Raw genomic sequence first — 14557 nt, 5'->3', positions numbered from 1 at the left:
AATTTTATCTCCATCGTTATTTTTGTTTTCTTTTTTTGAAAATGATTACTAATAAAATGAAAATAATAATAAATAGTAAGACGATTATAATCAGATACCAAGGAATTGAACGATTTGTTTTAGTAACATCATTACTATTTGTCTTATTAAAATTATCATTGTCGACATTGATAGATTTTTTAAAGTCCCAGCTATCTCCTGTCTTTTTAGAATTTACATGCCCACTTAGTGTATAAATACCTGGCTTTAGTGAGCCTTTTGATAAGCGAAACAACAATTCGAATTCACTAATTGGTGCTACTTGACCTAGAGTTGACTCTTGTTTTTCTATAATCTCTCCATTTTGATTTTCTAAAGTAAATGATGTATTCATTTGAGAAATATAGGATGGCTTATTATTTTGTAGGGTTGTTCTAATAATTGGATGGTAATTATCGCTATCTTGTTTAGCATCTATTAATTGTAAATTTGGTTTCACATAACTATTTACATCAGATCGTAGTTGGATACCTAAAGCATATCGAAATTTACTACTTATACCTATACCAGAGGGTTTAGACGTACTATTTTCATAGTCTTCATCCATAGATATAGTAGCCCCACCAAGGATTAGTCCATCAAATTTTTGACTTGGATATTTAAAAGGAACTGTAACTCTTATGGTTTCTAAAGGAGGTACAGCTAACTTTATATGAGAGTTTTCAGGACTTATCATATCAGACATTTTAGGGGATCCAATAATTTTATTATTTGTTTTACCATAATCAATAGATAGTCCATTACTAGTTGTTGCATCACTAAGTTCTAAAACAAAGTGCTGTTTCTTGTCCGATAAGTTAGAGATATCAAATTCAATATTTTGCTCACTATCAGGTGTAACCAACAAATCTAAGTAACTTTTATTTTTGCTGTTATTGATTTGATTTTCAGGCTCGACAGCTTTAATTGTAAATGGAGCATGTGTATTATCTTGTGCTGAGATATAGTTAGAAATTTGTGATCCAATCATAACAGTGAGGATGAGGTTAGCAAAAAATATTATTATTTGTTTATTAATTTTATTCATAAATAACCTTTCTAGATAATATTAGATTTTGGAAAAATTAAAAAAATATTAAGTAATTAAAAAGATAGACATTTGGCATCATAACAAAAAACCATATATTAAAACAAGACAATTATTTTTATTTAAAATTAGTATTATAAATATTCAAAAGGCTAGATTCTTGTATGTATAAGAATCTAGCCTTTTGAATATTTATATTAAGTTCAGTACTGCATCGACACTTTCTTCTTTAGTTGCCCAGCAAGTTACAAAGCGAACAATCATGTGAGTATCATCATATTTTTCCCACACAGCAAAATCAACTTTTTCTTTTAATTTTGCAATAGTTTCATGATCTACAATAAAAAATTGTTGGTTAGTATGAGAATCCATATAAGGGTTATAGCCTTTTTTAAGGAAACCATCTTTAATACGTTTAGCCATGTCTATGGCATGTTTGCTGATTTTTAAATATAAATCATCGGTAAATAAAGTTAAAAATTGAATACCAGTTAGGCGACCTTTGGCTAAAAGGGCACCGTGTTGTTTAATCAATGTTGTAAAATGCTTAGGTTCATTATTTTTGGTGAAAACAACTGCTTCTCCACATAATGCACCGATTTTTGTTCCCCCAATATAAAAGACATCACACAACTCAGCAATATCAGCCATAGTTAGATCACTTTTGTCACTCATCAAGCCGTAGCCCAAACGAGCACCATCGATAAATAACGGAATGTTGTGCTTACGACAGGATTCTGACAATGATTTTAATTCATCGTAGGTGTATAAAGTGCCATACTCAGTCGGTTGAGAAATGTAAACCATTCCAGGATGTACCATGTGTTGTTCATTTGGATCTTTATAAAAGTCATTAATGAATGTATCTACTTGTTTTCCGGATATTTTGCCATCGTTATTTTCAATTGTCAAAACTTTGTGCCCTGTAAATTCAATCGCACCAGCTTCGTGAGTTGCAATGTGACCAGTATCTGGGGCGATAACACCTTCATATTTTTTAAGGACTGCATCAATTACGACTTGATTAGTTTGCGTTCCACCAACTAAGAATTTGATTTGAGCTTGTGGACAATTAATAGTTTCACGAATTTTATCGGCAGCTTGTTGACTAAAACTGTCTGTTCCATAACCGGGTTCTTGTACCATATTCGTTTCAACTAATTTTTCAAGTACTTTAGGGTGTGCACCCTCTAAATAATCTGTTGCAAAAGACAACATTAAAATTCCTCCGTTTCATTTTTAGCACCAAAATACAGCCGTGAAGTTGGTGATTTCGATAGGTTTAAATCGAAAAGCTATACTAATTCTTCATGGTGATAATCATAAGTAAGATAGTTGATAAAATCAACTATCTTTTTTTAAAATTTAAGCTTGTCTTAAAGTTAACTTTAAGAGGTAAAGTAGAGCTTGTTAAAAATAATAGTTACCATTTGAATTTATTTAGAACTAACTAAAAGGAGATAACAGTATGAAAAATATTATGATTACTGGTGCCACCGGGACAGTAGGATAACAAGTAAGACGTCTTTTAAACCAAAAAGAAGATAACCAATTAACGTTGGTCTCACGTCATATATCAGAGAGTCAATTGAAAACAAATGAAAAAGTAGTGTCTTGTGATGCAACGAATGTTAACGAACTGAAAGTGGTTATGGCAAATCAGGATGCCGTTTTTGTTGCAGTAAGTGGTCAATTAGACAAAATCGCACAAAGTGTTGTCGAAGCAATGAAAAATAACCAAGTTGAACGACTAGTATTTATTACGTCTATGGGAATTTACAATGAAATTCCAAGTTCCATTGGAAGTGGTAATTTAAATACTAATCCATTTTTGAAGTCTTATCGTCAAGCAGCCGATATTGTTGAAAATAGTGGCTTAAACTATACCGTCATCCGTCCAGGTTGGTTTGACAATGGCAATGACGATTATGAAATTTCGTTAAAAGGTGAACCTTTTAAAGGCCATGATATTTCTGTTAAAGCATTAGGACAATTATCAGCTGAATTACTTGAACAAAATGAGTTATACTCAAGACAAAGTATTGGCTTAAGTCGCCCTTAAAAAAGCAAAGGAGAATTTACGATGGCTATTTCAATTAAAGAAGCAAGTAAAATGACACAGGTGAGTGCCTCAACTATTCGATACTATGAAAAAGAAATGTTAATTCCTGCTATCAAACGCAATGAAGCAGGTGTTCGTGAAATTGATGAAAATATCATTGGACGTATTAATTTTATTAAGCAAATGCGTGCTGCGGGGATGACAATTGAATCATTAAAACAATATATATATTTATTTGATGCCCAAGAAGACAACAGTAAAAAGCAACGTGAGTTGTTGAGACAACAACGTGAAATCATGCTTGAAAAGCGTGATGACTTACAAGATGCCATTGATCATTTAACATATAAAATCGAAAACTATGATAACCATATGCGCTTAGCTGAAGAGCGCTTGATTGAATTAGAAAAAGACGATCATGAACTTGGTTAGCTAAATAAAAGACTTTTGCAATTTGCAAAAGTCTTTTTTATCGCAAAAAAATTTAATTTATGAGAAAATACTGACTATCACTAAATTTAGGAGGAATTACAGGAATTGGGTAAAAGAGTCAGTTTAGTGGCTTATTTAGAAAGTAAAGTTAAACAATTCGAAAAGCGACAAGCACAAAAATCGCCTTATTGGGTCTTTTTTGTTCAAAATTTACGTCGTGCAACTTTGCTTTATTTAGGATTACTTATTGTGGACTTTGTGGTGGCCATAGCAAATCAGCATGAACAACCACTGATACAATCGTTGATGGGATTTCATGTTGAAGTTATCAGCAGAAATCCGTTTAAGTATCACATGCAGTGGACAACAAAGATGCTCCTATGCTATTTGATTGTTTTAATCATCTGGTTTACTGCTGCTTTATTAATTAAGTTAAAACAACATCAAAAGAAAAAAGCGTGATTTTTCTAAGCCTAAAATAAAAACCTCTGTTAGTTTAAATTAGCTAACAGAGGTTTTTTTAATCTTTTAAAATTGTGTTAATAGCATCAATGACCGCAAATCTAAAATTATTTTTTTCAAGAGCGACAACACCCTTGATTGTGTCACCGCCAGGAGAAGTAACGTCATCTTTCAAGATGCCAGGGTGAAGTTTGCTTTCAGCAGCTAAAGCAGCAGAGCCTTTCATCATTTCTGCGATAATTTCGTAAGATAGTGAACGATCAAGACCATTTGTAACAGCCGCATCGCTTAAAGCTTCAATGAAAACATCGACGAAAGCAGGACTACAGCCAGCAATAGTTCCAGCAATTCCTAATTTGTTTTCAGGAACTTCAATGGTATGTCCTAGTTGCTTAAGTAAATTGATAGCCAACGTCTTTTGACTATCCAAAAGGTGTTCGCTAGTGCTGAAACTGGTCATTCCTTGATTGATTGCAACAGGCGTGTTGGGGATGCATCTTAATAAAGGTGCATTATGATAGGTAGCTAACATTTCGTCAAACGAAACTCCAGCAGCCACGGAAATAATAGGCGCATTTTGTGTGTTGACATCGCTGAGTTCAGATAACGTTTTAGTAATTAAAGTGGCTGGGGTTGCGAGAATATAAATATCACTGGTTGCTAAGTCAGATAGAGCTTGAACAGGAGTAATCCCTAGTGACTGTTGTAGATTTAAGGCGTTTTCATAGTGCCCTGTTTTAACTGAAATTTGTTTTGGATTTTGTCCATTCTTAATGAGTCCTTTAATAATAGCGGTGCCCATTTTCCCAGCACCAATAATACCAATTTTCATAATAAATCTCCTATCTCGTTTCATTCTTTTTGACTATTTTATCACAAGATATAAGTGGTTATGTTAAAGGCTTTTTGAACTTATTTAAATCAATAATTAAAAACAATGTGAATAAAAACCATTGCTTTTTTATTTTGTTCTCATGTATAATTAAAAAACACTAATAAAACTTTAATTTTCGGAGGAATGAAAATGAAAAAGCGTTTCACAGCTGCAACACTATTAATGTCGGCTGCTTTAGTACTTTCAGGTTGTTCAACAGGAAGTAGTAGCAGTTCAAATGATAGTAGTAGCAATAATAATATAAAAACTCTAAATTTTGTTGAATCACAAGAGCTACCAACTGCAGATTTATCTTTAGCAACTGATACGGTTAGTTTTACAGTTTTAAATAACGTATATGAAGGACTTTACCGTCAAGACAAAGACAATCAACTTGCTTTAGCTGGTGCCAGCGAAAAACCAGAGGTTTCACAAGATGGTTTAACCTATAAATTTAAATTGAGACAAGATGCCAAATGGTCAAACGGAGATCCTGTAACAGCTAAAGACTATGTTTATAGCTGGCAAAGAACTGTAGAGCCAGAAACAGCTTCACAATACGCTTACTTGTTTGAACCAGTAGCTAATGCAGCTGACATTACAGCTGGTAAAAAAGACAAAAGCGAATTAGGGATTAAAGCAGTTGGTGATTACGAACTAGAAATCACCTTAAACCAAGCGACACCTTATTTTGAACGTTTACTAGCTTTTCCATCATTCTTCCCACAAAATCAAGCTGTAGCTGAAAAATTTGGTAAAGACTATACAACAAAAAGTGCAAATTCTGTTTATAATGGCCCATTTGTACTGGATGGCTTTGATGGCCCAGGTACTGACACAACTTGGACATATGCCAAAAATGATCAATATTGGGATAAAGACAATGTGAAAGTAAATACGATTAATGTCAATGTTGTGAAAGAATCAGCAACATCATTGAACTTGTTTAATGACGGACAAGCAGATAATATTGTTTTAACTGGTGAATTAGCGCAACAAAATCGTAACAACCCGCAATTTAAGGCCTTAGAAGATGCTCGTACTAGTTATTTAGAATATAATCAGCGTGATCAAAATTCTAAATTTAGAAACGAAAACTTACGAAAAGCGATTGGTTATTCAATTGATAGAACAGCCTTAGCAAATGCCATACTAGGAGATGGTTCACTACCTTCAACAAGTCTTGTACCAAAAGGAACAATGACAAGTCCAGATGGAAAAGATTTTGCTGAAGCAGTAAATGCAGGCATTTCATTTGATGCTGCTAAAGCAAAAGAACATTGGGAAAAAGCTAAACAAGAATTAGGTATTACCTCATTAGACTTTAGTATCTTAGCTTCAGACAGTGATTCAAGTAAAAAGGTTATCGAATACTTACAAAGTGCTATCCAATCTAACTTAGATGGGGTTAAAGTAACCTTGAATCCAGTGCCATTTTCAGTTCGATTAGATCGTTCAAAATCAGGAAACTTTGATGTTGTATTAGGCGGTTGGGGTGCAGACTACTTAGATGCTTCAAGTTTTACAGATTTACTTGTGACCGGAAACTCATATAACCGTGGACAGTGGAGTAATTCTGAATATGACGAGTTGATTAAGGCATCTAAAATAACAGACGTTAATGATGCAACTAAACGTTTTGAAGATTTAATTAATGCTGATAGATTACTATCCAATACACAGGGAATAACACCACTTTATCAAGGTGTTGAAGCTCACATGGTCAATTCAAGAGTTAAAAACTTTGTTTCTCACCCAGCGGGAGCAAAATTCGACTATAAATGGATTGAAGTACAATAATAATCAAAGTAAAAAGACAAACCACAAAGTGGATTTTGCCTTTTTATTTATCGCTTTTTTAAACTAATTTTTAGTAAGTCAAAATAAAAGGGTTAATAGGGGAGTAACATGAATTTAAAACGAATAATAACAGCTACAATACTGAGTCTATCTTTAGGATTCGTACTTGTTGGTTGTTCTACAGGAAACAGCTCTGAAACGACGAACAATAATCAAAATTTGAAGAGTCTTAACTTTGTAGCTCAGCAAGAATTACCAACAGCAGATTTATCATTAGCAACAGATACCGTCAGTTATACCGTTTTAAATAATGTATATGAAGGGCTGTATCGTCAAGATAAAGACAATAACTTGATATTGGCAGGAGCAAAGGAAAAAGGAACAGTTTCAGAAGACAGTTTAACTTATAACTTCAAATTAAATCCAGAAGCCAAGTGGTCGAATGGAGATGCTGTAACTGCAAATGATTATGTTTATAGTTGGCGTAGAACGGTTAATCCTAAAACAGCTTCAGAGTATGCATATCTATTTGATTCATTAAAAAATGCTAAAGAGATAAAAGCAGGAGAAAAAGAAATTGATGAATTAGGCATTCATGCCATTTCTGATTATGAATTACAAATTGAATTAAGTTCACCAGTTCCTTACTTTGAAAGATTGCTCACACTACCTTCATTTTTTCCTCAAAATCAGTCAGTGGTTGAAAAGTATGGCAAAGATTATGCTTTAAAAAGTGAGACGGCTGTCTACAATGGCCCATTTGTGCTAGAAGGATTTGATGGTCCAGGGACAGACACAAAGTGGACCTATAAGAAAAATGATAACTATTTTGATAAAGATAACGTCAAAGTTGATATTATTAATGTTAACGTCGTTAAGGAGTCTGCAACCGCGTTGAATCTTTTTCAGAATAATCAAGCAGATGATATTGTGTTGACGGGAGAATTAGCACAGCAAAATCAAAATCATCCTGCCTATCATCCACTATTACAAGCAACTACTCAGTATTTAAACTTCAATCAAATTGAACCTACATCCCCCTTTAGAAATGAAAACCTACGAAAAGCAATTGCAACAGCGATTGATAGATCTGCCTTAACAACATCTATTTTAGGTAATGGATCAATTCCAGCAACGGGGTTGGTTCCTAAAAATCTTATGAAATCACCTACAGGTATTGATTTTACAGAAGCAGTTGGCGATTCATATAATAAGTTTGATGCTGAAAAAGCCAAGCAATATTTTGCAAAAGCAAAAGAAGAATTAAAAATAGATAATTTTGAGTTTAGTATATTATCTTCTGATACTGATTCAGCTAAAAAGGTAATTGAATATCTTCAAAATATTATTGAACAAACCCTTCCAGGAATGAAAGTTAATTTAACTCCTGTACCATTTTCAGTTCGATTAGAACGATCGCGAGCAGGAAATTTTGATGTTTCTATGGTTTCGTATGGTGCGGATTATTTAGATGCCTCTACGTTTACTGACTTACTGAGATACAATAATTCAGGACGTTGGACTAACGATACTTATACAGCATTACTTGAATCAGCAGCAACAACAAATGTTAGAGATCCACAAAAGCGTTTTGATGATTTAGTAAGTGCTGAAAAGTTAGAATTAGAAGTACAAGCATGTGCGCCTTTATATCAAGTAGCAGAAGCGCATATGATAAATCCTAAAATCAAAAATTTTGTTTCACATCCAGCAGGGGCTAAATTTGATTACAAATGGTTAGAAATAGACTAAGTTGAAAGCACAGTGATTAAGAACTGTGCTTTTTTATTTTAACTTACTAAATTATAGTTATATTATTGGCTTACTTACTTAAAAAATGTATAATTTATAAATGTACTTATTTTTTAGAAGGGGTAGTTAATATGCAAAAAAAATGGGCGATACTGACATCGATAGTAGCAGTAGGAGCATTATTATCTGGTTGTTCAACCGGGAATAATGGTCAACAAGCTAATCAATCGAAAGAAAAATCATTAAACTTTGTTGTTCAACAAGAAATGCCAACAGCAGATTTATCTTTGGCAAGTGACACAGTTAGTTTTACCGCTTTAAATAATGTCTATGAAGGCCTTTATCGTCAAGACAAAAACAATGAACTGGTACTTGCTGGTGCAGCAGAAAAACCGCAGGTATCACAAGATGGGCTAACCTATACATTTAAATTAAGACAAGATGCCAAATGGTCAAACGGTGATCCGGTCAAAGCACAAGATTACGTTTATGGTTGGCAACGAACAGTTAACCCTAAAACGGCTTCACAATATGCTTATCTTTTTAGTGCTATTGAAAATGGTAAAGAAACTAATGCCGGAACAAAAGCCGTTTCTGATTTAGGAATTAAAGCAGTCGGAGACTATGAGTTAGAAATTAAGCTTAGTCAGGCTATTCCATATTTTGAAAGATTGTTAACTTTACCAACATTCTTTCCACAAAATCAAAAAGTTGTAGAGCAATATGGCAAAGATTACGCTATTAATAGTGATAGTGCGGTTTATAATGGCCCTTATGTTTTAAAAGATTTCTCAGGTCCAGGGACTGATGATGCGTGGACATATGCCAAAAACGATAACTACTGGGATAAAAACGCTGTCAACTTAGATAGTATCAATGTTAGCGTTGTAAAAGATTCATCAACAGCACTAAACTTATTTAAAAATAATCAAGCTGACGATATCGTATTAACTGGTGAATTAGCACAACAAAATCGTAATGATGAAGCTTATCAATCAATTTTACAAGCGACAACCCAATACCTTGAGTTCAACCAACGTGATAGTAACTCTGTTTTCAAAAACGAAAACTTACGAAAAGCAATTTCATATTCAATTGATCGAAAAGCTTTAACTGAATCAATTCTAGGTAACGGTTCAATGCCTTCAAGTGGCTTTGTACCTAGAAACATTATGAAATCACCAGACGGAAAAGACTTCACTGATGTAGTTGGTAATTATTTAAATGAAGATGCTAATCAAGCAAAAACATACTGGGAAAAAGCTAAACAAGAGTTAGGCATTACAACTTTAAACTTTAGCATTCTATCTTCTGATACAGACGCATCTAAAAAAATTATTGAATATCTGCAAAACGCTATTCAAACTAATCTAGAAGGTGTAAAAGTTAATCTAACACCTGTGCCATTTTCAGTTAGATTAGATCGAGCTGCTGCAGGGAATTTTGATTTATTAATGGGTTCATATGGAGCCGATTATCTTGATGCTTCAAGTTTTAGTGATTTACTAAAATCAGGTGTTTCCTATAATAGAGGCCAATGGAGTAGTGCGGAGTATGACCGTCTAGTAAATGCGGCTTCAACGACGGATATTAAAGATGCACAAAAACGATTTAACGACTTAGTGTCTGCTGAAAAAATTGTGATGTCACAACAAGGTGTAGCACCTTTATACCAAGCAGTTGAAGCACACATGATTAACCCTAAGATCAAAAATTATGCTGCTCATCCAGCAGGTGCCAAATTTGATTATAAGTGGTTATCAGTTGAATAAATCGATTTATACCGAATATTAAAGATAGATTGAAAAATATTTTTAATCTATCTTTTTATTTTATGCTTGCTAAAAGAACTGATTTTTAAGTCATTTGTTGGATAGTTAGGTTTTCTGATGGCTTTGTGATTAAAAATCGCTATTGATTTTTTAATTTAAAATCGGGTATAATTTTATGTATATTAATATTTTTTTAATGGACGAAGGAGCGGAAAATTATGAAAAAAACATGGACAGCGGCTGCAGTTTTAATGGCAGCTAGTTTGGTATTGTCCGGATGTTCGACTGGAAAAGGAGGACAAACATCAGGTTCAGGTAACACTAATGACTTAAAAGTTGTTGTGCAACAAGAAATGCCAACAGCAGATTTATCTTTAGCGACTGATACAGTTAGTTTTACAGCCTTAAACAATGTTTATGAAGGTTTGTACCGCCAAGACAAAGATAATAATCTAGAATTAGCAGGGGCTTCTGAGAAACCTCAAGTTTCAGAAGACGGTTTGACTTACAAATTTAAACTAAGAGAAAACGCAAAATGGTCTAATGGCAATCCTGTTAAAGCACAAGACTATGTTTACTCTTGGCAAAGAACAGTAAGCCCACAAACAGCTTCACAATACGCTTACTTATTTGCACCAGTTGAAAATGCAGAAGACATTACAGCTGGCAAAAAAGCTGTTAGCGAATTAGGAATTAAAGCAGTTGGCGATTACGAACTAGAAATCAAATTAAACAAGGCTACACCTTACTTTGAAAGATTACTAGCTTTCCCAACATTCTTCCCACAAAATCAATCAGTTGTTGAAAAATATGGTAAAGACTATGCTTCAACAAGTGAAAATGCCGTTTACAACGGACCATTTACTTTGACTAACTTCTCAGGACCAGGTACAGATACTGATTGGACATACAAGAAAAATGACCAATACTGGGATAACAGCAACGTAAAAGTTGAAAACATTAATGTTAACGTTGTTAAAGAAGCTTCTACATCATTAAACCTATTTAACGATGGACAAGCAGACGATGTGATTTTAACTGGTGAGTTAGCACAACAAAACCGTAATAACCCAGCGTTTACTGCTGTACCTCAAGCATCTACAAACTACTTAGAATTCAATCAACGTAAAGAAGATTCACCATTTAAAAACGAAAACTTGCGTAAAGCGATTTCATATTCAATTGATCGTGATGCACTAACTAGTTCAATTCTAGGTGATGGTTCAATGGCTTCTACAGGGCTTGTACCAAAAACAACTATGACATCACCAGATGGCAAAGACTTTACAGCAGCTGCTGGCAAATTAGTATCATTTGATGCTCAAAAAGCCAAAGAATACTGGAACAAAGCTAAACAAGAACTAAATATCTCAAGCTTGAACTTTAGTATTTTAGCTTCTGATACAGACTCATCTAAAAAGGTAATTGAATACCTACAGAGTGCTATTCAATCTAACTTAGATGGCGTTAAAGTAAGCCTAACACCGGTACCATTCTCAGTTCGTTTAGACCGTTCAACATCTGGTAATTTTGATGTTCTATTAAGCGGATGGGGAGCTGATTATCTGGATGCTTCAAGTTTCACGGACTTATTTGTTTCAGGAAACTCATATAATAGAGGTCAATACAGCAATGCTGAATATGACAACTATGTTAATGCAGCTTCTGGCCAAGATGCAAGAAATGCAGACAAACGTTTTGAAGATTTAGTTAATGCAGACAAAGTCTTGATGAATGCTCAAGGTGTTGCACCACTATTCCAAAAAGCTGAGGCACACATGATTAACTCAAAAGTTAAAAACCTTGTGTCACATCCAGCAGGTGCCCAATTTGATTACAAATGGGTAGAAATTCAAAACTAATTTAAGTACTTTAAATAGTTGAATAAAAAACAGGCTGGGAATTGAATTCTCAGCCTGTTTTAAAAAATATTAGACTAGCATATCTACTAATAATAGCAGAATGCTAATGGCTAATAAGATAATACCGGGTTGCAAGAAGAACGCTTTGTGCTCTTTACCAATTGTGGATAGTTTCCATTCGGATTCATAGTCGGTTTTCCGTTTCAGGTGCAGTGATTTTTGGAAAAAATCAAATGATCCAGAAGAAAAAACCCATAAAAATCCGCCCACGATGAGGAAGAAAAGGCATATAATAAAGAGTGTATCTGATAGGTGAACCCAAGATAAGCTATTTTGCCAAATGTGGTAAATAAGCGAAAATACAAGTGCACAGAGGCTTATCCATAGAGTTGATTTTTTTAGTTTCATAGAACCTAAACCTTTCGTTTAACTAATATGTAATTAAATTTATCTAATTTCTGTTTGTAAGTCAAAGTTTAGGAGGAAAATCATGAGTAGTTTTTGGAAGTATTTCTTTAAACGTTTGTTTTACATGGTTATTACCTTATTAATCATCATCACGATTACCTTTTTCTTGATGAAATTATTACCAGGTAGTCCATATTCAAACATTGAAAAATTATCACCCGACCAAGTTGCACAATTGAACCGTCAAAATGGGTTAGATAAACCTGTTATTGTGCAATACTTTAACTATATTGCTAACATGTTCCGTTTAGATTTTGGAACATCATATCAATTTAAGAACCAAGCTGTTTCATCATTATTATTAGGTAGAATTGCACCATCCTTACAATTAGGTTTCCAAGCGCTATTATTTGGGACAGTTGTTGGAACATTATTAGGTGCTGTTTCAGCTATGAAACAAAATACATGGATCGATACAGGGGCAACTTTAATCGCTATTTTAGGACGTTCAATCCCTAACTTTGTGTTTGCGGTTTTACTACAATTTGTGTTCGCTCTACAATTGCGCGTATTGCCAATCGCTAAATGGGAAGACTTCTCTTACACTATTTTGCCGATGATTGCGTTAGCGATGTCACCACTTGCCGATTCAGCTCGTTTTATCAGAACTGAAATGGTAGAGGTCTTGCACAGTGATTACATTGAATTAGCTCGTGCTAAAGGATTAAGTCGCTGGCAAATCGTTTACAAACATGCTTTAAGAAATAGTTTGATTCCATTATTAACTTTACTTGGACCTTTAGCTATTGCCTTGATGACAGGATCACTTGTTGTTGAAAACATCTTTGCAATTCCAGGTATTGGTGAACAATTTGTTAAATCAATTACCACAAACGACTACCCAACAATTATGGCGATTACAATCTTGTACTCAGCCTTACTAATTTTTATCATTTTAGTTGTCGATATTCTTTACGGAATTGTAGACCCTAGAATTCGTATTACAGAAGGGAGCAAGGATTAATTATGAGTAAAGCAAAATTAAAACAAATTGAGCAAATTCCTGCTTCTGAATTTCAACCTTTAGTTAAAAACACTAAAGATGAACGTGAACAAATTTCAGCGCCATCGCTAACTTTCTTACAAGATTCTTGGCGTCGTCTTAAAAAGAATAAAGCTGCAATGTTTAGTTTGAGCTTATTAGTTATCATTATTTTGATTTCAATTATTACAATCTTTGTATCACCTAGTGATCCAACGGCTCAAAACTTGAAATACATTAACTTACCACCTAAATTTCCTGGAATCGACATTAATGGTCTAAATGGGAAAGCAATGGTTGGTGGACAATTAGTTGATAAATATGCTCAAGCTGGTGTGCCAGAAGGTGTTCATTACTTTTTAGGTACAGATAGCTTAGGACGTGATTTATTAAGTCGTCTGCTTGTCGGAACTAGAATTTCACTATTAATCGCTTTTGCTGCTGCAGCATTAGACATTATCTTTGGTGTAACTTACGGTTTGATTTCTGGTTTATTAGGTGGACGTGTTGATAACATTATGCAACGTTTTCTTGAAATTATTTCAGGAATCCCTAACTTAGTTGTAATGATTTTGATGCTTGTTGTGTTAAAACCAGGTGTTATTTCAATTGTTGCCGCAATGGCAATTACAAACTGGGTACCAATGGCACGTGTGGTTCGTGGACAAACCTTGAAATTAAAAGATCAAGAGTTTGTGCTAGCCGCAACTTCCTTGGGTGAAAGCCGTTCAAAAATTGCGTTTAAACATATTTTGCCAAATATCTCTAGCGTAATTATTGTTCAAATGATGTTCAGTATTCCATCAGCCATCTTCTTCGAAGCTTTCCTAAGTTTTATTGGACTAGGAATTCAACCACCAAGTGCATCCCTAGGTATGTTACTAAGTGATGGTTACAAGACATGGCAATATTTAGGTTACCAAATGTGGATTCCAGCTATTGTGTTATCTGTTATCATGATTGGATTTAACCTATTAGCTGATGGACTACGTGATGCTTTAGATCCTAAGATGAAAGAGTGACAA

The 14557-nt window shown here is 34.1% G+C and carries 12 protein-coding genes and 1 pseudogene; 9 read left to right on the top strand and 4 right to left on the bottom strand.

Annotated elements, in window-relative coordinates; translation table 11 throughout:
- Window positions 1–16 precede the first annotated feature (16 nt).
- Window positions 17–1066: a DUF916 domain-containing protein gene (locus tag R4Y45_RS00175; RefSeq protein WP_339968055.1), complete on the bottom strand. Its 1050-nt coding sequence runs from the start codon at window positions 1064–1066 to the stop codon at window positions 17–19.
- A gap of 192 nt (window positions 1067–1258) precedes the next feature.
- The gene (locus tag R4Y45_RS00170) at window positions 1259–2284 is read right to left on the bottom strand and encodes a threonine aldolase family protein (RefSeq protein ID WP_339968053.1); all 1026 of its coding nucleotides are present in this window, start codon (window positions 2282–2284) and stop codon (window positions 1259–1261) included.
- 250 nt (window positions 2285–2534) lie between these two features.
- Here R4Y45_RS00170 and R4Y45_RS00165 point away from each other — a divergent pair.
- From R4Y45_RS00165 to R4Y45_RS00155, 3 genes and pseudogenes are all read left to right on the top strand, one after another.
- Window positions 2535–3128, top strand: a pseudogene (locus R4Y45_RS00165) (NAD(P)H-binding protein).
- Between the two features lie 21 nt (window positions 3129–3149).
- The gene (locus tag R4Y45_RS00160; protein WP_339968051.1) at window positions 3150–3560 is read left to right on the top strand and encodes a MerR family transcriptional regulator; all 411 of its coding nucleotides are present in this window, start codon (window positions 3150–3152) and stop codon (window positions 3558–3560) included.
- Between the two features lie 105 nt (window positions 3561–3665).
- Window positions 3666–4022: a hypothetical protein gene (locus R4Y45_RS00155; RefSeq protein WP_339968049.1), complete on the top strand. Its 357-nt coding sequence runs from the start codon at window positions 3666–3668 to the stop codon at window positions 4020–4022.
- Between the two features lie 58 nt (window positions 4023–4080).
- Here the strand turns inward: R4Y45_RS00155 and proC are convergent, their stop codons facing one another.
- Complete coding sequence (gene proC, locus R4Y45_RS00150; protein ID WP_339968047.1) at window positions 4081–4854, bottom strand: pyrroline-5-carboxylate reductase; 774 nt, start codon at window positions 4852–4854, stop codon at window positions 4081–4083.
- Window positions 4855–5046: 192 nt separating this feature from the next.
- Between proC and R4Y45_RS00145 the strand changes: the two genes are divergently transcribed.
- The 4 genes from R4Y45_RS00145 (at window position 5047) to R4Y45_RS00130 (ending at window position 12082) form a co-directional block, all read left to right on the top strand.
- Window positions 5047–6696, top strand: a complete 1650-nt coding sequence (locus R4Y45_RS00145; protein ID WP_339968044.1) for a peptide ABC transporter substrate-binding protein — start codon at window positions 5047–5049, stop codon at window positions 6694–6696.
- Window positions 6697–6804: 108 nt separating this feature from the next.
- On the top strand, window positions 6805–8448 hold the full coding sequence (locus R4Y45_RS00140) for a peptide ABC transporter substrate-binding protein (protein ID WP_339968041.1): 1644 nt from the start codon (window positions 6805–6807) through the stop codon (window positions 8446–8448).
- A 131-nt stretch (window positions 8449–8579) separates the two neighbouring features.
- Complete coding sequence (locus tag R4Y45_RS00135) at window positions 8580–10220, top strand: peptide ABC transporter substrate-binding protein (protein WP_339968038.1); 1641 nt, start codon at window positions 8580–8582, stop codon at window positions 10218–10220.
- Window positions 10221–10438: 218 nt separating this feature from the next.
- The gene (locus R4Y45_RS00130; RefSeq protein WP_339968036.1) at window positions 10439–12082 is read left to right on the top strand and encodes a peptide ABC transporter substrate-binding protein; all 1644 of its coding nucleotides are present in this window, start codon (window positions 10439–10441) and stop codon (window positions 12080–12082) included.
- Window positions 12083–12151: 69 nt separating this feature from the next.
- Here the strand turns inward: R4Y45_RS00130 and R4Y45_RS00125 are convergent, their stop codons facing one another.
- The gene (locus R4Y45_RS00125) at window positions 12152–12490 is read right to left on the bottom strand and encodes a DUF3899 domain-containing protein (protein WP_339968033.1); all 339 of its coding nucleotides are present in this window, start codon (window positions 12488–12490) and stop codon (window positions 12152–12154) included.
- Window positions 12491–12572: 82 nt separating this feature from the next.
- Here R4Y45_RS00125 and opp3b point away from each other — a divergent pair, with 82 nt between their 5' ends.
- Both opp3b and R4Y45_RS00115 read left to right on the top strand, forming a co-directional pair.
- The gene (gene opp3b / locus R4Y45_RS00120; RefSeq protein ID WP_339968031.1) at window positions 12573–13514 is read left to right on the top strand and encodes an oligopeptide ABC transporter permease; all 942 of its coding nucleotides are present in this window, start codon (window positions 12573–12575) and stop codon (window positions 13512–13514) included.
- Between the two features lie 2 nt (window positions 13515–13516).
- Window positions 13517–14554, top strand: a complete 1038-nt coding sequence (locus R4Y45_RS00115; RefSeq protein ID WP_339968029.1) for an ABC transporter permease — start codon at window positions 13517–13519, stop codon at window positions 14552–14554.
- Window positions 14555–14557: the final 3 nt, after the last annotated feature.

It is taken from the genome of Holzapfeliella saturejae (assembly GCF_037546065.1).
GTDB classification, from domain to species: Bacteria; Bacillota; Bacilli; order Lactobacillales; family Lactobacillaceae; genus Holzapfeliella; species Holzapfeliella saturejae.
Note: the sequence above shows the minus strand (reverse complement) of the source record. Positions and strands in the feature narration are given on the sequence as shown.

Coding starts and splice junctions, on each gene's coding strand:
- R4Y45_RS00175 (WP_339968055.1), bottom strand. CDS start 1,066: ATGAATAAAATTAATAAACAAATAATAATATTTTTTGCTAACCTCATC.
- R4Y45_RS00170 (WP_339968053.1), bottom strand. CDS start 2,284: ATGTTGTCTTTTGCAACAGATTATTTAGAGGGTGCACACCCTAAAGTA.
- R4Y45_RS00160 (WP_339968051.1), top strand. CDS start 3,150: ATGGCTATTTCAATTAAAGAAGCAAGTAAAATGACACAGGTGAGTGCC.
- proC (WP_339968047.1), bottom strand. CDS start 4,854: ATGAAAATTGGTATTATTGGTGCTGGGAAAATGGGCACCGCTATTATT.
- R4Y45_RS00145 (WP_339968044.1), top strand. CDS start 5,047: ATGAAAAAGCGTTTCACAGCTGCAACACTATTAATGTCGGCTGCTTTA.
- R4Y45_RS00140 (WP_339968041.1), top strand. CDS start 6,805: ATGAATTTAAAACGAATAATAACAGCTACAATACTGAGTCTATCTTTA.
- R4Y45_RS00135 (WP_339968038.1), top strand. CDS start 8,580: ATGCAAAAAAAATGGGCGATACTGACATCGATAGTAGCAGTAGGAGCA.
- R4Y45_RS00130 (WP_339968036.1), top strand. CDS start 10,439: ATGAAAAAAACATGGACAGCGGCTGCAGTTTTAATGGCAGCTAGTTTG.
- R4Y45_RS00125 (WP_339968033.1), bottom strand. CDS start 12,490: ATGAAACTAAAAAAATCAACTCTATGGATAAGCCTCTGTGCACTTGTA.
- opp3b (WP_339968031.1), top strand. CDS start 12,573: ATGAGTAGTTTTTGGAAGTATTTCTTTAAACGTTTGTTTTACATGGTT.
- R4Y45_RS00115 (WP_339968029.1), top strand. CDS start 13,517: ATGAGTAAAGCAAAATTAAAACAAATTGAGCAAATTCCTGCTTCTGAA.